Raw genomic sequence first — 18,176 nt, forward strand, 5'->3', positions numbered from 1 at the left:
TTTCCGCGTCTATAGTTTCCGCATGGAGATGCCGGACCCTTCAGCCCCCCAGCCCCTTCGCCACATCCTGATCGTGGGCGGAGGCACGGCCGGCTGGATGGCGGTCGCCGCCCTCTCGCGCTTGACCGCCAACGGGGTGACGCAGGTCTCGGTGGTTGAGTCCGAGGCGATCGGCACCGTGGGCGTCGGCGAGGCGACCATCCCGCCGATACAGAACTTCAACGGCCTGCTGGGCATCGACGAGGCCGCCTTTGTTCGCGAGACCCAGGCGTCATTCAAACTGGGCATCGAATTCGTCAACTGGGACCGGATCGGGGACCGCTACCTGCACCCGTTCGGCGGGTTCGGGGTCGACATGGACGGGGTCCAGTTTCACCAGCACTGGCTGCGGCGGCGCGCGGGTGGCGATGAGACCCCGCTGCTCGACTACAGCCTGTGCGCGGTGGCCGCCCGCCAGAACCGGTTCGTCAAACCGGGGCGCGACGCCCCTCCGGCGCTGCAGAGCCTGAAGTACGCCTATCATTTCGATGCGGGCCTGTACGCCGCCTTCCTGCGCCGCCATGCCGAGGCCCAGGGCGTTGTCCGACACGAAGGGCGGATCGTCGATGTCGCGCTGAGAGGCGAGGACGGCTTCGTCGAGGCGGTCAGCCTGGACGACGGGCGGCGGCTCGAGGCGGATCTGTTCATCGACTGCTCGGGGTTCCAGGGCCTGATCATCGAACAGGCCCTGAAGGCCGGATACGAGGACTGGTCGCATTGGCTGCCGTGCGACCGGGCGCTGGCAGTCCCGACACCCAACGCCGGCCCCCTGACCCCCTATACGCGGGCCACAGCCGGAAGCGCGGGATGGCGCTGGCGCATCCCGCTGCAGCACCGCACCGGCAACGGGCACGTCTACTGCAGCGCCCATCTGTCGGACGAGGACGCCCGCGAGGAACTGCTGGCCGGCCTGGACGCCCCGCCCCTCGCCGAGCCCCGCCCGCTGCGGTTCGTGACCGGGCGGCGCCGGGCCCAGTGGGTGAAGAACTGCGTGTCCCTCGGGCTCGCCTCCGGCTTTCTGGAACCGCTGGAGTCGACCAGCATCCATCTGATCCAGAGCGGCATCTCGCGGCTGATGACCATGCTGCCGGACCGGCGGTTCGAGCCCCTGCTGATCGCCGAGTACAACCGCCTGTCGCAGCAGCAGTTCGAGCAGGTCCGGGACTTCATCATCCTGCACTACAAGGCGACCCGGCGGGACGACACGCCCTTCTGGCGTCAGGTTCGGGACATGCCGGTCCCGGACAGCCTTGCCCGCAAGATCGACCTGTTCCGGGCGACCGGGCGTCTGTTCCGCTATGAGGACGAACTGTTCAGCGAAGCCAGCTGGGTCGCCGTCCTGCTGGGACAGGGCGTCATCCCCCGGACCCACGAACCCCTGGCCGATGCGGTGGATCCGGGCCTCACCGACCGCCGGATGGACGCGATCGCCCGGGTGATCCGCGAGGTCGCCGCCGACATGCCGACCCACGAAGCCTTCATCGCCCGCTTCGCCGCAGGCAGCGCTTCGACGAAAGTCGATCTCTCCAAGCCCGCGGCGGCCTGACACAGTCCGCCCGGGGTCGCCGCAGGCGGCACAAGGACAGCCGAAAACGGCGAACTCGGGAGGCTACTCATGTCAGACAGCGCCATCGGCGCGCCGGTCGAGCCGGAGCACAAGGTCGACAGGAACGACCGTCTCGTGATCCTCGCCTCGTCCGTCGGCACCGTGATCGAATGGTATGATTTCTATCTGTACGGTTCGCTAGCGGCCATCATCACGGCCCAGTTCTTCTCGGGCGTGAACGAGACCACGGGCTATATCTTCGCCCTGATGGCATTCGCGGCCGGGTTCGCGGTCAGGCCGTTCGGCGCGGTGTTCTTCGGGCGCCTCGGCGACCTGTGGGGACGCAAGAACACCTTCCTTGTCACCATGCTGCTGATGGGGATGTCGACCTTCGTCGTCGGCCTGCTGCCGTCCTATGCGGCCATCGGCATCGCGGCCCCGATCATTCTGGTGGCCATGCGCCTCATCCAGGGTCTGGCCCTGGGCGGCGAATACGGGGGGGCAGCGACCTATGTGGCCGAGCACGCCCCGCACGGGAAGCGCGGCTTCTACACCTCCTTCATCCAGATCACGGCCACGGCCGGACTGGTGCTCAGCCTGCTGGTGATCCTCGGCGTCCGGGTCGCCGTGGGCGAGGAAGCCTTCGTGGAATGGGGCTGGCGGATCCCCTTCCTCGTCTCGATCCTGCTGCTGGGCGTGTCGCTGTGGATCCGGCTGATGCTGGCCGAGAGCCCGTCGTTCAAGCGGATGAAGGCCGAGGGTCGCGGTTCGCCGACGCCTCTGAAGGACTCCTTCCTGAAGTGGCCCAATTTGAAGCTGGTCATCATCGCCCTGGTGGGGCTGACCGCGGGTCAGGCGGTGATCTGGTACACCGGCCAGTTCTACGCCCTGTTCTTCCTCGAGCGGGTGATGAAGGTGGATGCGACGCTGGTGTACATCCTGCTGGCCATCGCCCTGATCGCGGCCTCGCCCTTCTTCATCTTCTGGGGCTGGCTTTCGGACAAGGTGGGGCGCAAACCGATCATCCTCGCCGGCTGTCTGATCGCGGCGGTGACATACTTCCCGCTGTTCAACGCCCTGACCCAGGCCGCCAACCCGGCCCTGGCCGAGGCCACGGCCTCCCAGCCGGTGATCATCTATGCCGACCCGGCCGACTGTAACGTCCAGTTCGATCCGGTGGGCAAGACGGTGTTCAACCAGTCCTGCGATGTGGCCAAATCCTATGTCGCCAAGGCGGGCATCAACTACACCAATGTCGCGGCCCCGGCCGGGACGGTGGCCGAGGTCCGGATCGGGGACAGCGCGGTCATTCCCAGCTTCCGAGGTGAGGCGATGGCTCCGGCCGAGTTCGCGGCAGAGCGCAAGACCTGGGAAGCGGGACTGGGGTCTGCCCTGACCGCAGCCGGCTACCCCGCCAGGGCGGACAGCGCCCAGGTGAACAAGCCCATGGTGGTGGCGATCCTGTTCATCCTCGGCTTCTACGTGACCATGGTCTACGGGCCGATCGCAGCGGCCCTGGTCGAGATGTTCCCGACCAATATCCGCTACACCTCGATGTCCCTGCCCTACCACATCGGCAATGGCTGGTTCGGGGGCTTCCTGCCGACCACGGCCTTCGCCATGGTCGCGGCGACGGGCAACATCTTCTACGGCCTCTGGTACCCGATCATCGTCGCCCTCGCGACGGTCGTGCTGGGCTTCCTGCTGGTCAAGGAAGGCAAGGACGTGGACATCAACGCCTGAGCCCATGTGGGATGACCGGAAGGGGCGGGTCGACCGGAGACGGGCGACCCGCCCCTTTTCCTTGTCGGAACCGGGCCGGGACGCTCTAGATGACGGTGATGTTTCCGCTGCTGATCCTGACGCTGGTTGCCGCCTGGATGGCGCTGCTGTTCGCGGTCGCCTGGCGCAGCGAACGCCGGGACCGGCCGGCATCAGCACCCCGGACCAGTCCGTGGGCCTATGCGCTCAGCCTTGCGATCTACTGCACGTCCTGGACCTACTACGGAGCGGTCGGGACGGCGACGCGCGACGGCTGGGACTATCTGCCCATCTACATCGGACCTGTGATCGGGCTGGTTCTGCTGTTTCCGCTGTGGCGACGGATCACGGCGGCGGCCAAGCGCGAGAATATCGGCTCGATCGCCGACTTCCTCTCGTCGCGCTACGGCAAGAGCCAGTCGCTCGGGGCACTTGTCGCGGGCGTCGCCATCGTGGGGTCCCTCCCCTATATCGCCCTGCAGCTGAAGTCCCTGTCGATGGCGTGGCAACTGGTCACCGCAGGCACCCCCGTCGCGGGGTCAGAGAAGGTGACGGTCAGCCTGATCGCGATCGTGCTGGCCGGTTTCACCATCCTGTTCGGGGCCCGTCGGCCGGACCTGACCGAACACAACCGGGGCCTGATCCGGGCCGTGGCGCTGGAGTCGGTCGTCAAGCTGGCGGCGCTGGTGGCCGTCGCCGTCTTCGCCGGCCTCCTGCTGCTGGGTTCGCCGGATCCCGCCGCGATCGGTCTGGCGCTGGGCACGCTCGCCGCGCCGCCAGTCGTGGATGCCCGCTTCGTTACCATCATCCTGCTGTCCACCGTGGCCATCTTCTGCCTGCCACGACAGTTCCACGTCGGGTTCGTGGAGGCGGTCGGGCCGGACGACATCCGCCGGGCGCGCTGGGCCTTTCCGGCCTATCTGCTGCTGACCAGCCTGGCCGTCTTGCCGATCGTGGCCGCCGGTCGTCTGTTCACAGGGGTCGGGGATCCGGACCTGTTCGTGCTGGGCCTGCCGTTCCAGCAGGGTGCCCACGTCCTGACGGCGATCGTCTTCGTGGGCGGGTTCTCGGCGGCGACGGCCATGGTGATCGTGGAGACGGTCGCGCTTTCGGCCATGGCGTCCAACAGTCTGATCCTGCCCCTGATGGCCCGCAACCGGTGGCCGACGCGCAGCGGTTCGGGCGAGACCGCCAGCTCAATCCTGCAGGTCCGGCGCATCGTCATCTGCACCATCCTGTTTCTGGCGTGGCTGTATTTCCAGGCGATCGACCGGTCGTTTGATCTCGCATCGATCGGACTGACGTCCTTCGCAGCCCTCGCCCAGTTGGCCCCGGCGCTGTTCGGGGCCGTCATGTGGCGCGGCGGCCATGCGAGAGGGGCCTTCGCCGGGCTTCTGATCGGCGCGGTGATCTGGCTGATCTTCCTCGCCCTGCCCCAGGTCGGGGCCGCCCTCGGCATGGGGCCCCTCAGCCTGCTGGGGATGGCGGATCCCCTGCCCTTCGGGGTCATGGCCAGCCTTTCAGCGAACACGCTGGTCTTTGTGCTGGTGTCGCGCGCCAGTCAGCCCCGCCTGATCGACCGCGTCCAGGCCCGGGCCTTCGTCGACCGGGTGAGCCCGGACTGGCGGGAGCAGAGCACCACGCCCTCCGGGGCCTCTGTGGGCGACCTGCGGACCCTGGTGTCCCGCTTCGTCGGCGACGCCGGCGCGAACCGCGCCTTTGGAGCCTTTGCGGAGGAGACCGGTCAGTCCCTTCGCGACAGCGACCCCGCCGACGCCGGTCTGGCCCGAGCGGCCGAGCGGATGCTGGCGGGAGCCGTGGGCGCGTCCTCGGCCCGCCGGGTCATCGCCGCGGCCCTCGCCGGCGGCGGCCGCGCCCCCGAGGATGTGGTGCGCATGCTCGACGAGGCCTCGGAGGCCGTCCAGTTCAACCGCGAGCTTCTGCAGGCGACCCTCGACAACATCGATCAGGGGGTCAGCGTGGTCGACGAGGACCTGCGACTGATTGCCTGGAACGCCCGCTACATCGACCTGTTCGACCTGCCGCAGGGCCTGGTCCATGTCGGCCTTCCCGTGGCGGCCGTCTACCGGCTGAACGCCGAACGGGGGGAGGTTTCGGCGGCGGACATGGAGGCCTGGGTCGAGCGGAGGCTTGACGCCCTGCGCCGCCGCACGCCGCACGATCATGAGCGGACCCAGCCCAACGGGCGGATCCTGAAGTCGACCGGTGCGCCCATGGCGGGTGGCGGCTATGTCACCTCCTACACCGACATCACCGAACTGCGGCGCGCCGCCGAGGCGCTGGCGGAGGCCAATGAGCGGCTCGAGGCCCGGGTCGCCGACCGCACCGAGCGGCTGAATGAGGCCCGCCAGACCGCAGAGGATGCCGTGGCGTCCAAGACCCGCTTTCTGGCCGCCGCCAGCCACGACCTGCTCCAGCCCCTGCACGCCGCGCGGCTGTTCATCGCAGCCCTGCGCGATGGGGCGGACGGAAGCGGGCTGGAGACACGGCAGCTGGCAGAGAATGCGGACCGGTCGATCGAGAGCGCACACGGGCTGCTGAAGGCCCTGCTCAACCTGTCGCGTCTGGAGGCGGGCGGGGTGAAGCCTTCGGTGGGTCCCCTCTCCGTCGAGGCCGTGTTTGCCGATCTGCGGCGGGAGTTCGTCCCGCTCGCGGCCGGCCGTGGCCTGACGCTGCACATCGTGCCAACGGGCCTGTGGGTCGCCTCCGATCAGGATCTGTTGCGCTCCCTGCTGCAGAACCTCGTCGGCAACGCCCTCCGGTACACCGACCGGGGCGGGGTGCGAGTGGGGGCCCGGCGACAGGGCGACACCATCCGTCTGGAGGTCCACGACACCGGGCGCGGGATCACGCCAGAACAGCAGGGACTGATCTTCTCCGAGTTCACCCGCCTGCCGGGCCAGCCCGGCGATGAGCCCGGCGCGGGACTGGGTCTGGCGATCGTTCGGCGGGTGGCGGATCTTCTGGCGCACCCGCTGTCGCTGCAGTCCCGGCCGGGCCGGGGGACCACCTTTGCCCTTGTCGTGCCCCGTGCAGCCGCAGCCCCGATCACAGCCCCGCCCGGCAGCCGGGGCTCGGGGACGGCCGACGTCAGCGGCCTGCGGGTGATGTGCGTGGACAACGATCCCGCCATCCTCGATGGCCTTGTGGCCCTGCTGGGGCGCTGGGGGATGCGACCGGCGGCGGCACTGGACGCGGCCACCGCACGGGCCCTGACGGGCCCATTCGACGCGGCGTTGATCGACTTTCACCTCGGGGACGGTGAGACCGGCCTCGATCTTGCCGGAAACCTGCGGGAGCGGGGGCTGGCCCACATCGCCCTGATCACGGCCGACGATGACGAGACCCTGCCGGCCCGCGCCGCCGCCGCAGGGGTCGTCCTTCTGCACAAGCCAGTGAAGCCGGCGGCTCTGAGAGCCTTCCTGTCCCTGCCCCGGGGCGAGGCCTGACCCGCAGTACTGGCGGGTTACAGTGGCAGGGACAACGCCCGCGCGGCAATCACCGCCTGGGTCCGGGTCTGGACGCCGAGCTTGCGGAACATGCCCGTCAGGTGCGCTTTGATGGTCGCCTCGGTCACCCCGAGGTCGAAGGCGATCTGCTTGTTCAGCCGGCCCTGCTGAAGGCCGACGAGGATTCGGAGCTGGGAGGGGGTGAGGCTGGCGATCCGGGCTTCTATTCCGTCGCTGGCTCCCGCCGCCAGGTTCGCCGGAGCCCAGATCTCGCCCGCCCGGATCGCCGACAGCGCCTCGACCATGGTTTCGAGTGTGGCCGACTTGGGGATGAAGCCCGAAGCCCCGAAAGAGAGCGCCCGCGCGATGGTCTCGCCATCCTCGCTGGCCGAGACCACCACGACCGGCACGGCGGGGAAGTCTGCCCGCACACCGGCCAGCCCGACGAACCCGTCGCTGTCCGACAGTCTGAGATCCAGCAGCAGAAGATCGATCGGTCCGCGTGAAAGCGCCTCGCGGGCCCCGGCGAGGCTGGGTGTCTCGTCAATCCGGGCACCGGGTGCGGCATGGGCCAGCGCCGAAACAAGCGCGGCACGGAACAGGGGATGATCATCGGCGACGATGATGCGATCCATACCAGGGGCCTCTTGAAGACTGCCGGTCTGCGTCGGCAACGAAAGCCGCTGCCATGTCCTCGGCGTGGGTCGAAGATAGACCATTGGCTAATGGCCACAAAGGGACATTATCCGGGACACTCGACCCCGGGGTCGGCCCGGGACACCCCTCATGCGCTCCCGCGACGGCCTCCCGGGGGGCGCTGTGGGCGGTTGCCCCCGCGGATCTGTCGACAATCACAAGGGCTGAGGGCCATCCATTGACCGACCGCGATCTGTATCCCGTTCCCGCGCCCTGGGCCGAGCGCGCCCATATGGATGCGGCCGCCTATGAGGCCGCCCGTCGGGCGGCCCGGACGACGCCCGACGCCTTCTGGGCCGAACAGGCCCACCGGCTGGACTGGATGACGGCACCGACCGAGATCAAGGACGTCTCGTTCGACAAGGCCGACTTCCGCATCCGCTGGTTCGCCGACGGGGTCTTGAACGTCGCCTGGAACTGTCTGGACCGCCATCTGACGGACCGGGGCGACCAGACGGCCGTGATCTGGGAGGGCGACGAGCCCACCGTCTCCGGCGGCCTGACCTATCGCGAACTGCACGCCGAGGTCTGCCGCATGGCCAATGTCCTCAAGGGCATGGGCGTGGTGAAGGGCGATCGCGTCACCCTGTATCTGCCGATGATCCCCGCAGCGGCGGTTGCCATGCTGGCTTGTGCCCGCATCGGCGCGGTGCATTCCGTTGTCTTCGGCGGCTTCTCGCCCGACAGCCTGTGCGGCCGGATCGAGGACTGCGGCTCACGCTTCGTCATCACCGCGGACGAGGGCCTGCGCGGTGGCAAGCGGATCCCGCTGAAGGCCAATGTCGACGCCGCGCTGGAGAAGCTGCCGGCCGGGTCGGTGGAGCGGGTCCTGATCGTCTCCCACACCCATGCCGACATCCCGATCGTCGAGGGACGGGACCTGCTTTACAGCGCGCTGAAGAACGGCGTCAGCGCCGACTGCCCGTGCGAACCGATGAGCGCCGAGGATCCGCTGTTCATCCTCTACACCTCGGGCTCGACAGGGAAGCCCAAGGGCGTGCTGCACACCACGGGCGGCTATCTGCTCTGGGCGGCCTGGACCCATGAGCTGGTGTTCGACTATCGGCCCGGCGAGGTCTTCTGGTGCACCGCCGACGTCGGCTGGGTCACCGGCCACAGCTATTGCGTCTATGGCCCCCTGGCCAACGGCGCGACGACCCTGATGTTCGAGGGGGTGCCCAACTATCCGGACCACAGCCGCTTCTGGCAGGTGGTGGACAAGCATCAGGTCGAGATCTTCTACACCGCGCCCACGGCCCTGCGGGCCCTGATGCGCGAGGGGGACGGGCCGGTGAAGGCGACCAGCCGCAAGTCCCTGCGCCTGCTGGGCAGCGTCGGCGAGCCGATCAACCCCGAGGCCTGGCGCTGGTATCACGAGGTTGTCGGCGAGGGCCGTTGCCCCATCGTGGACACCTGGTGGCAGACCGAGACCGGCGGCATTCTGGTTTCGCCCCTGCCCGGAGCCACCGACCTCAAGCCGGGCTCGGCCACCAAACCCCTGCCCGGAGTCGAACTGCAACTGGTCGATGCGGAAGGTGCGGTGCTGGAGGGCGCGGCGTCGGGCAATCTGTGCATCACCGACAGCTGGCCGGGGCAGATGCGCACCGTCTGGGGTGACCATCAGCGTTTCTTCGACACCTATTTCAGCGCCTATCCGGGCCGCTACTTTACCGGCGACGGGTGCCGGCGGGACGAGGACGGCTACTACTGGATCACCGGTCGGGTCGACGATGTCATCAATGTCTCGGGCCACCGGATGGGGACGGCGGAGGTGGAGAGCGCGCTCGTTCTGCACGACCATGTCGCCGAGGCGGCGGTGGTCGGCTATCCCCACGACATCAAGGGCCAGGGCATCTATGCCTATGTGACGCTGAACGCCGGGATCGAACCGCACGACGATCTGAAACGGGCCCTGGTTGCCCATGTCCGCAAGGAAATTGGCCCGATCGCCGCTCCGGATGTGATTCACTGGGCCCCGGGTCTGCCCAAGACCCGGTCCGGCAAGATCATGCGGCGGATCCTGCGCAAGATCGCCGAGGGCGAGCTGGACAGCCTCGGCGACACCTCGACCCTGGCCGATCCGGCCGTCGTCGAACACCTCGTCACCGGGCGGCAGCGAAAGACGGAACCCTGAGGGCCCCACCAACGGGATGTTAACCCTGTCGCCGGAGGCTGCGGGCGCAACCCCTGAGCCGGGGCATAGATTCAGGCAGCAGGTCTTCGATGTCGGTCCAAGCGTCTTCCCGTCCGGCGGCGACCTCCAAACTCGATGACATTGTCGGCGATGCCGCCTCGGCCGACCGGCTGGCAGCGATGTCCGGCGCGATGCGACGCACCGGAAAGGCGGGTCGGAGTCAGAAACAGGAAAAGGCCCGGCTGGCCATGATGGTCCGCAAACTTCAGGCCGGCCTGCAACATCTGGCGGTCGGGGAGCCTGAAAAGTCCGCCGCCGAGGCCATGGCCGTCCTGCAGATGGACGAACGCTATGGTCTGGCCTGGCACGTTCTGGCCATTTCGCTGGAGAAATCAGGCGAGCTGGAAAAGGCCTTCGCGGCCTATGAGGCCGCGCTGAAACTGTTGCCCGACGATCCTGCCCTGATCGGCGATCTCGGGGGGCTGGCCCATCGTCTCGACCACCTCGACCTCGCCGAGAAACTGTATCTGCGGCATCTGGCGCTGTCGCCGGGAAATCCGCCGGTCGCCAACAACCTGGCCTCTGTCTACCGGAACCAGAATCGCTATGGCGAGGCCATTGATCTGCTGAGCACCCTGATTGCGGCCAATCCGGAAATGCCGCTTCTGTGGAACTCGCTGGGCACCGTCCTCAGCGATCGGGGCGAGATGGAGCAGTCCCTGCCCTTCTATGACGAAGCGATCCGCCTCGACCCCGGCTTCTACAAGGCCCGCTACAACCGGGCGAATGTCCGCATGGGTCTGGGCGACCCGGAAGCCGCGCTGCGCGATATCGATCTGGCGCTGGCCGGGGTCCGGTTGCCGGAGGACATCGCGACCATGGCCGTCTCCAAGGCCCTGACCCAGATGATGCTAGGCGACATGACCGGCGGGTTCGAGACCTATGAGGCGCGCTTCGCGCCAGCCCTCCCCGGAGCGGTCGGCTTCGAGGAACACGGCACGCGATGGGAGCCGACGGATGACCTGGAGGGCAAGACCCTCCTGATCTACGGCGAGCAGGGCTTGGGCGACGAGATCCTCTTCGCCAATGTGCTGGCCGATACGATCGAGGCGGTCGGGCCGAAGGGCAAGGTCATTCTGTCCTGTGTCGGCCGGCTGGTCCCGCTGTTTCAGCGCAGCTATCCGGACATCCAGGTCTGTGCCCACCGGACCCTTTCGTATGTCGGGCGACTCAAGCGCTTTGCCGAGCTCGATGACGACGCACCGGCCATCGACCTGTGGACCCCGATGGCGAGCTTGTTCCGGCGCTTTCGCGACACCGTCGACCGCTTTCCGGACACACCGGGCTTCCTCAGGGCGGACCCGGCCCGGGTGGCCCACTGGAAGGGCGTTCTGGACGCCCAGGGCCGGCTGCCCAAGGTGGGCGTGATGTGGAAGAGCCTGCTGATGAAGGGCAACCGCGTTCGCGGCTTCGTGCCCTTCGACCTCTGGCCCCCCGTCCTCGCTACGCCCGGCATCCAGTTCGTCAATCTGCAGTACGGGGACTGTTCAGAGGAAATGGCGCGGGCCGAGGCGGCGGGGCTGGCCCTGTGGACCCCGCCGGGCATCGACCTGAAGGATGACCTCGATGATGTGGCGGCGCTGTGCAGCGCGCTCGATCTCGTCGTCGGGCCGATGGCGGCGACCACGAACATCGCGGCAGGCTGCGGCACAGCAAGCTGGGTACTGTCGATGCCGGACGCATGGACCCGGTTCGGGACCGATCACCTGCCCTGCTATCCGTCGGTCCGACTGTTCCCGGTCGACGGCTTCGGCGACTGGGATGGAGCAATGAGCCGGCTCGGCGACGCCCTGCGCCACGAGATCGCGACGCCGGCGGACTCGAACACGGTCGCGGCGTGAGCGCCTTCATTCCCTACGGACGACAGCTTATCGAGGCCGACGATGAGGCCGCGGTTCTGGCGGCATTGCGGTCCGACTATCTGACCCAGGGTCCCTCGACCGTCGCGTTCGAGACGGATCTGGCGGCATATGTCGGGTCCCGGTTCTGCGTCGCCGTGTCCAGCGCGACGGCAGGACTGCATATCGCCATGGCGGCGCTGGACCTGGGCAGCGGCGAGGGCATCACCTCACCAAATACCTTCGTCGCAACCGCCAACGCCATGATTTACAACGGACTTGATCCCGTCCTGGCAGACATCGACCCCGACACCTTCAATCTCTCGCCCGTCGCTGCCGAAGCCGCGGTCACCGACCGGACCCGATTGATTGCACCGGTGCATTTCGCGGGCCTGCCGGCCGACATGGAGGCGTTCGCCAGCCTCGCGGGACACCGTGGACTGGCCCTGATCGAGGACGCCGCCCATGCGATCGGATCCGACTATCCCTCGGGCGGCCGGGTCGGAAACAGCCGGTTCTCGGCCATGACCGTCTTCTCCTTCCATCCGGTCAAGTCGATGACGACCGGTGAGGGGGGAGCCATCACGACCAATGACCCGGCCCTGTACGAACGGCTGATGATGCTGCGGTCCCACGGGATCACGCGCGACCCCGCACGGCTGACCGATCCGCCCGGGACCTGGTGGTACGAACAGCAGTTGCTCGGTTTCAACTACCGGATGACCGACTTCCAGGCGGCGCTGGGGGCCAGCCAGTTGCGGAAGCTGGACCGGTTCGCGGCCCGTCGTCGGGCGATCATCGCGCGCTACCGCGCGGCATTGTCGGACCTGTCATGGCTGGCCCTGCCGCACGAGGCCGGGAACCAGCGCGTCTGCTACCATCTATTCGTCGTCCGGTTCGATTTCGAGGCGATGGGGCGGACCCGCGCCGAGGTCATGGCGGCATTGGCGGCCGAAGGCGTAGGGTCGCAGGTGCACTACATCCCGGTCTATCGACAACCGTGGCATGCCACCCTCGCGGGAGACCGGCAGACGCGGTTCCCGTCCAATGAGGCCTACTATGCCCGCTGCCTCAGCCTGCCACTCTATCCGGCCATGACAGACGAGGACGTCGACCAGGTGATCACTGCCGTGCGGGGACTGGCATGAGCGTCGGGCGCGCCCTCGCCGTCATTCCGGCCCGCGGCGGGTCCAGGCGGATCCCGCGCAAGAACATCCGCCTGTTCGCCGGCCGGCCGATCCTGGCCTGGCCGATCAAGGCGGCGCTGGAAAGCGGCCTGTTCGCGACCGTGATGGTTTCAACCGAGGATGAGGAAATCGCGCAGGTGGCGCGGGAGGCCGGGGCGGAAACACCGTTCCTGCGCAGCCTCGACACGGCCGACGACCAGTCCGCCCTGCTGGATGTGCTGGCCGAAGTTGTGGGAACCTATCGGGCGCAGGGCGATCGGTTCGAGACGGTGTGCTGCCTGTTGCCGACCGCAACACTAGTCACCGCCGAACGCTTGCGGACGGGCCATGACATGTTCGCGACCGGAGCCTTCGACAGCGTGTTCCCGGTCACCCGTTTCCCCGCCCCGATCCAGCGGGCGCTGCGCCGGGATGATCAGGGCATGATCTCCATGTTCCAGCCCGAACACTACAGTTCGCGCTCGCAGGATCTGGAGCCGGCCTATCATGACGCGGGTCAGTTCTACTGGATGAGCGACCAGACCTGTCTGGACCGGACGCCGACCTTCTCGGGCCGGGCCGGCAGTTTCGTGCTCGATGAAACCGAGGTCCAGGACATCGACACCGAGGTCGACTGGCGTCTGGCCGAACTCAAGCACCAGCTGCTGCATCCCGGCGAGCGGTGATGCCGGCTCCGGGTCTGCTGGTCATCCATACCGAGGGCGATCGGGTCCGGGGGTTGGGCCATGTCAGCCGGTGCAGCGCCTATGCCGATGAATGGTCCCACCGCGGCGGTCGGGTCCTCTGGATTCTCGACGGGGATGAGACTGCGGCCAGCCTGATCCAGCCGGGGCAGGAGATCCGGGTCATGCGGTGGCAGGACGATGCCGCCGAGGCCCTGACCGATTACGATGCCGCGGTGACCCTGGTGGATTCCTACACGGCCTCCGCCGGGGCGCGGGAGGCCATCGCGGCTATGAGCGGGGAAGCCGTCTTCATCGACGACCTGTGGCAGCTCTGGCCCGCCGGACGTGTGGTGCACCCGGCCCCCGATCGACGACCGGCAGGTGCACCGGCCGCACACCCGGACTCGGTCTGGCTGGAGGGGCCGCTCTGGCACCCCCTGCGAGGCCCTTTCATCGACCTGCCTCGGCGCGGCCCGACGCGTGAACGTATCGGGCGCGTGCTGGTCGTGTTCGGCGGTGGCGACCTGCGAAAAGTGGGGTCCACGATGGCGGACCTGGCCCACGCGGTCTGGCCGGATGCGGCGGTGGATCTGGTTCTGGGTGCAGGTCAGGGGCGGCCCGAAGCCTCCCCTCACCTCACCATCCATCAAGCGCTGGATGCTGCGGCCATGGCGCGGCTGATGCGGGACGCCGACGTGGCGATCAGCGGCGCGGGCCAGACCATCTTCGAACTGGCCCGGTGCGGGACCCCCACGGTGATGGTGGGGATCGCTGACAACCAGCGCGCCAATCTGGAGCACTGGCCGAGGCTGTGCGGCTTCATCGACGCGGGGTTGTGGGACGGGGGCGATCTGCAGGATCGCGTCCGGAACGGCCTGATCGCACTCGGGCCCGCCCCGATTCGACAGGATATCTCGGCACGCGCGGCCGGAATTGTCGACGGCCAGGGCGTTCGTCGAACTCTTTGATTACCTTGGTCAGGTTAGCGGTGGGACTGATCAAATTCCTGATCAGTTTGGTCGGGTCGAGTCGCCCGGGGTGGAATGATGTTTTTCGCCGATTGCCGTCTGCGCCCCCTCAACCCCGATGACAGCGCGCGGGTGCTGTCGTGGCGCAATCAGGACCGGGTCCGCGCCGGTATGTACAATGACCACATCATCACGCAGGACGAACATGACCGGTGGTTCACCGCGGCCCTGATCGACCCGACGGCGGTCTATTGCATCTTCGAGCATCAGGACCGTCCGCTGGGCTTTGTGTCCTTCACGGCCATCAACCGGACCCACGATCGCTGCACCTGGGCCTTCTACCTGGGCGAGGAAGACGCGCCGCGCGGGTCGGGCGCGGCCATGGAGCTGCTGGCCCTGGATCACGTCTTCGATGCGATCGGGATTGGCAAATTGTGCTGCGAGGTGTTCGTGTTCAACGCCGGGGTGGTGCGACTGCACCAGCGGTTCGGCTTCGTCGAGGAAGGCCGGTTCGTGCGTCACTACCGCAAGAACGGGGAGATGCAGGACATCGTCTGTCTGGCCCGGTTCGCCGAGGGCTGGGCGACCGACCGCGCCGCCCTGATGCCGACCGTGTTCAAGGGAGAGGCGGCGTGACCTTCAGCTATCCGGATCATGTCTTTGTCGTCGCCGAGCTGTCGGCCAATCACGGCGGGTCTCTGGAGGTCTGCCTCGAGACGGTGCGGGCGGCCGCGGCGGCCGGCGCTGATGCCATCAAGCTGCAGACCTATACGCCCGACGGCATCACCCTGGACTGCGACACGCCCCCGTTCCAGATCCGGGACGGGACGCTGTGGGACGGCACCACCTTGCATGCCCTCTATGTCGAGGCCCAGACGCCGTGGGAGTGGCATGCGCCGATCCAGGCGGAGGCCCATCGGTGCGGCCTGACCTTCTTCTCGTCGCCGTTCGATTTCGAGGCCGTCGACTTCCTGGATGCCCTCGATGTGCCGATCTTCAAGATCGCCTCGTTCGAGATCTGCGACATTCCCCTGATTGAATATTGCGCGGCCAAAGGGCGGGCCATGATCATGTCGACCGGGATCGCCGGTCTGGCCGAGATCGAGGAGGCGCTGGCGGCCTGTCACCGGCAGGGTAATCACGACGTGACCCTCCTCAAATGCACCTCGGCCTATCCAGCCCTGCCGTCCGACGCCAACCTCGCGACCATCCCCCTGTGGGCGAAGACCTTCGGCGTGCCCATGGGCCTGTCGGACCATACGACCGATGACGCCGTGGCCATCGCCGCGGTCGCCCTGGGGGCACGGGTGATCGAGAAGCATTTCATTCTCGACCGGGCCATCGGTGGCCCCGATGCCAGTTTCTCCCTGATGCCCGATGAGTTTGCCCGGCTGGTCCGGGGCATCCGGGTGGCTGAACAGGCGGTCGGCGGCATCCAGTCCGGCCCGACCGGTCAGGCCCTGATCAACCGCCGCTTCGGCCGCTCGCTGTTCATCGCCGAGGATGTGAAGGCGGGCGAGCCGCTGACGCCCCGGACCCTGCGTTCGGTGCGTCCGGGGGACGGCCTGCATCCCCGCCACTATTACGACCTTCTGGGACGGACCCTGCGGCAGGACGCGGTCAAGGGCACGCCGCTGGACTGGTCGATGCTGGACTGACGCCAGGGCTCAGGTCTTGGCCTGGGCGTTGAACGCCCGGGTCTCCTCCACACTGAAGAAGTGCGGATTGGTGCCGGAGTGGTATTCGAACTCGGGTCCGACGTGGACGCCCTGTTCACCCAGGGCGTTCAGCGAGAAGTCGACGTCCCCGTTGTGGAACCGGATGGTCGGGGCGATGACGTAGTGGTCTTCGAACTCATAGGTCAGATGAGAGTCATCCGCCGGACACATGATTTCGTGCAGCTTTTCGCCGGGCCGGATACCGATGACATGGGTCGGCATGCCGGGCGCGATCGCCTCGGCCAGATCCACGATCCGGACCGATGGGATCTTGGGAATGAAGATCTCGCCCCCGTGCATGCGACGGAAATTCTGCAGCACAAAATTGACCCCCTGCTCCAGCGAGATCCAGAACCGGGTCATGCGCGGGTCCGTGATCGGCAGCGAGGGCGCGCCCTCGGCGATCAGCTTCTGGAAGAAGGGCAGGACCGACCCGCGCGAACCGACGACATTGCCGTAGCGCACGACCGCGAACCGGGTCCGGTGGCTGCCCGCCATGTTGTTCGCCGCCACGAACAGCTTGTCCGACGCCAGTTTGGTCGCGCCATACAGATTGATCGGGTTCGCCGCCTTGTCCGTGGACAGGGCAATCACGCGCTCGACATTGTTCGCCAGGGCCGCCGCGATGACGTTCTCGGCCCCGTTGATGTTGGTGCGGATGCATTCGGTCGGATTGTACTCGGCCGCGATCACCTGTTTCATGGCCGCCGCGTGGATGATGAAATCGACCCCGCGCGTGGCCTGGATCAGGCGTTCGCGGTCGCGGACGTCGCCGAGGAAGAAGCGCATGCAGGGGTCAGTGAACTCATGCTGCATCTCGAACTGTTTCAGCTCGTCGCGCGAATAGACGATCAACCGGCGCGGTTTATAGTGGGCCAGGATCATGCGGATATACATCCGCCCGAAGGAGCCGCTGCCCCCTGTGATCAGGATCGATTTTTCGTTGAACATCCGCTGATCCGCCCCGCTGCCCCGCACGGCCGTGGCGACCGCACAAGAACAGAATCACACCCCCAAGCCTAGGCGCGGCCGGCGAGTTGGCGCCACATCGATTCGTAGTGGCCTGCCCTCCCGCGCGGCCCGGGCGGATTCAGGCCCCGTTAAGCCGCTGGCGCGACCCTTCCTCATCCAGAGGGATTCGATCATGGGCCTGACCGCCGCAGCACTCACCCCACCGTCACCTGTGACCCGGAGCCTGATCGAGACGGGCGCCCATCTTTTCGACCATCGGCTGGACGCAGCTGCGGCGGACGATCTGCTGGGCAAGATCCGGGGGCAGCGGTCCTTCGACCATCGCCTGTTCCAGGACGAGGCCAGCTTCGACGCCGATCCGCAGTTCCGTGGGGTCAATCCTCGCCCCGGCCGCAACCTTCTGGAGCAGTTCCAGCCCGAACTGGCGTTCGTGGAGCAGGACGCCGGACTGGTGGCCGGACTGAGCGAGGTATTGGGTCCGGACTATGTCATCATGGACCGCAAGGTCGTGTGTGGCGTGCGGGCCAAATCCATCCCGGACTGGCTGAAGGCGCGGATCGACGGCCAGCCCGTGAACAATCTCGGGCCCTACGTCAAACCTGAGTACCGGGACGTAACCTATTTCTACGGCATCGATTTTCACCAGGACATCATCGACTACCGTGACCGGGAGGCGGACTTTGTCACCCTTTACGTCTATCTCCACCCGGTGGCCCGGATCGACGCGCCGCTGTTCCTGCTCGAGGGCAGCCACCGGCTGGGCGCGACGCCCTTCCCCCACACCCTCAGCCGTCAGGGCCTCGACCTCTGGCGCTACGAAGGTCCGGACGGCGACGCGATCGATGTGACGCAGAGAGTCCTGACGGGAGGGGCGGGGTTCGCGGCCATCTGGCATCCGTTCACCCTGCACGGCACCCAGCCCGACGCGGCGGACCATGAGCGCATCTCCCTGCGCTATCTGGTCGGCCGTGGATCCATGACGGCGAACGGAATGGACACGGTCAATGCATCGATCCGCGGGCCGCTCAGCCTTGCAACAACCCGCGTGGATCTGGCGGAAAACGGCGCCGCACGGCTCCGCGTCAACACAGTCCGTGACGCGTGACCCTGGGTACGACCGAT

13 protein-coding genes are annotated in these 18,176 nt (G+C 67.4%); 11 read left to right on the plus strand and 2 right to left on the minus strand.

Annotation, left to right across the window (positions count from 1 at the left end; all coding sequences use genetic code 11):
* Positions 1-22 precede the first annotated feature (22 nt).
* The 3 genes from SJY26_RS13165 to SJY26_RS13175 all read left to right on the plus strand — a co-directional run bounded on the left by SJY26_RS13165 (position 23) and on the right by SJY26_RS13175 (position 6,816).
* Complete coding sequence (locus SJY26_RS13165) at positions 23-1,585, plus strand: tryptophan halogenase family protein (protein ID WP_396593461.1); 1,563 nt, start codon at positions 23-25, stop codon at positions 1,583-1,585.
* 69 nt (positions 1,586-1,654) lie between these two features.
* Entirely contained in the window at positions 1,655-3,328 is a 1,674-nt protein-coding gene (locus SJY26_RS13170; protein WP_396593462.1) for an MFS transporter, read from the plus strand.
* Between the two features lie 89 nt (positions 3,329-3,417).
* On the plus strand, positions 3,418-6,816 hold the full coding sequence (locus SJY26_RS13175; protein WP_396593463.1) for a PAS-domain containing protein: 3,399 nt from the start codon (positions 3,418-3,420) through the stop codon (positions 6,814-6,816).
* A gap of 17 nt (positions 6,817-6,833) precedes the next feature.
* On the opposite strand, the gene SJY26_RS13180 is transcribed toward SJY26_RS13175, so the two are convergent.
* Complete coding sequence (locus tag SJY26_RS13180; RefSeq protein WP_396593464.1) at positions 6,834-7,451, minus strand: response regulator; 618 nt, start codon at positions 7,449-7,451, stop codon at positions 6,834-6,836.
* 239 nt (positions 7,452-7,690) lie between these two features.
* Here SJY26_RS13180 and acs point away from each other — a divergent pair, with 239 nt between their 5' ends.
* From acs to pseI, 7 genes are all read left to right on the plus strand, one after another.
* The gene (acs, locus tag SJY26_RS13185) at positions 7,691-9,646 is read left to right on the plus strand and encodes an acetate--CoA ligase (protein ID WP_396593465.1); all 1,956 of its coding nucleotides are present in this window, start codon (positions 7,691-7,693) and stop codon (positions 9,644-9,646) included.
* Positions 9,647-9,735: 89 nt separating this feature from the next.
* Complete coding sequence (locus SJY26_RS13190; protein ID WP_396593466.1) at positions 9,736-11,547, plus strand: tetratricopeptide repeat protein; 1,812 nt, start codon at positions 9,736-9,738, stop codon at positions 11,545-11,547.
* The gene (gene pseC, locus SJY26_RS13195; protein ID WP_396593467.1) at positions 11,544-12,692 is read left to right on the plus strand and encodes a UDP-4-amino-4,6-dideoxy-N-acetyl-beta-L-altrosamine transaminase; all 1,149 of its coding nucleotides are present in this window, start codon (positions 11,544-11,546) and stop codon (positions 12,690-12,692) included. The genes SJY26_RS13190 and pseC overlap by 4 nt, the downstream gene beginning before the upstream one ends.
* Positions 12,689-13,396, plus strand: a complete 708-nt coding sequence (pseF, locus tag SJY26_RS13200; RefSeq protein WP_396593468.1) for a pseudaminic acid cytidylyltransferase — start codon at positions 12,689-12,691, stop codon at positions 13,394-13,396. The genes pseC and pseF overlap by 4 nt, the downstream gene beginning before the upstream one ends.
* Positions 13,396-14,364 (plus strand): hypothetical protein, encoded by a 969-nt coding sequence (locus SJY26_RS13205; protein ID WP_396593469.1) that lies wholly within the window; start codon positions 13,396-13,398, stop codon positions 14,362-14,364. The genes pseF and SJY26_RS13205 overlap by 1 nt, the downstream gene beginning before the upstream one ends.
* Before the next feature lie 78 nt (positions 14,365-14,442).
* Positions 14,443-15,000 (plus strand): UDP-4-amino-4,6-dideoxy-N-acetyl-beta-L-altrosamine N-acetyltransferase, encoded by a 558-nt coding sequence (gene pseH, locus SJY26_RS13210; RefSeq protein ID WP_396593470.1) that lies wholly within the window; start codon positions 14,443-14,445, stop codon positions 14,998-15,000.
* Positions 14,997-16,022 (plus strand): pseudaminic acid synthase, encoded by a 1,026-nt coding sequence (gene pseI, locus SJY26_RS13215; RefSeq protein WP_396593471.1) that lies wholly within the window; start codon positions 14,997-14,999, stop codon positions 16,020-16,022. The genes pseH and pseI overlap by 4 nt, the downstream gene beginning before the upstream one ends.
* A 9-nt stretch (positions 16,023-16,031) precedes the next feature.
* Here the strand turns inward: pseI and pseB are convergent, their stop codons facing one another.
* Positions 16,032-17,033, minus strand: coding sequence for a UDP-N-acetylglucosamine 4,6-dehydratase (inverting) (gene pseB / locus SJY26_RS13220; protein ID WP_396593472.1), 1,002 nt, complete (start codon positions 17,031-17,033; stop codon positions 16,032-16,034).
* 193 nt (positions 17,034-17,226) lie between these two features.
* On the opposite strand from pseB, the gene SJY26_RS13225 reads away from it, so the two are divergent.
* Positions 17,227-18,159 carry a hypothetical protein gene (locus SJY26_RS13225; RefSeq protein ID WP_396593473.1) on the plus strand — a complete coding sequence of 311 codons (933 nt, stop codon included), beginning with the start codon at positions 17,227-17,229 and terminating at the stop codon, positions 18,157-18,159.
* Positions 18,160-18,176: the final 17 nt, after the last annotated feature.

The organism is Brevundimonas sp. R86498 (assembly GCF_044598075.1).
GTDB lineage: Bacteria > Pseudomonadota > Alphaproteobacteria > Caulobacterales > Caulobacteraceae > Brevundimonas.

What these genes read in the sequence shown, in the direction of transcription:
- pseB (WP_396593472.1), bottom strand. Translation starts at nt 17,033, where the DNA reads ATGTTCAACGAAAAATCGATCCTGATCACAGGGGGCAGCGGCTCCTTC.
- SJY26_RS13205 (WP_396593469.1), top strand. Translation starts at nt 13,396, where the DNA reads ATGCCGGCTCCGGGTCTGCTGGTCATCCATACCGAGGGCGATCGGGTC.
- SJY26_RS13165 (WP_396593461.1), top strand. Translation starts at nt 23, where the DNA reads ATGGAGATGCCGGACCCTTCAGCCCCCCAGCCCCTTCGCCACATCCTG.
- pseF (WP_396593468.1), top strand. Translation starts at nt 12,689, where the DNA reads ATGAGCGTCGGGCGCGCCCTCGCCGTCATTCCGGCCCGCGGCGGGTCC.
- SJY26_RS13170 (WP_396593462.1), top strand. Translation starts at nt 1,655, where the DNA reads ATGTCAGACAGCGCCATCGGCGCGCCGGTCGAGCCGGAGCACAAGGTC.
- pseH (WP_396593470.1), top strand. Translation starts at nt 14,443, where the DNA reads ATGTTTTTCGCCGATTGCCGTCTGCGCCCCCTCAACCCCGATGACAGC.
- SJY26_RS13175 (WP_396593463.1), top strand. Translation starts at nt 3,418, where the DNA reads ATGACGGTGATGTTTCCGCTGCTGATCCTGACGCTGGTTGCCGCCTGG.
- SJY26_RS13190 (WP_396593466.1), top strand. Translation starts at nt 9,736, where the DNA reads ATGTCGGTCCAAGCGTCTTCCCGTCCGGCGGCGACCTCCAAACTCGAT.
- SJY26_RS13180 (WP_396593464.1), bottom strand. Translation starts at nt 7,451, where the DNA reads ATGGATCGCATCATCGTCGCCGATGATCATCCCCTGTTCCGTGCCGCG.
- SJY26_RS13225 (WP_396593473.1), top strand. Translation starts at nt 17,227, where the DNA reads ATGGGCCTGACCGCCGCAGCACTCACCCCACCGTCACCTGTGACCCGG.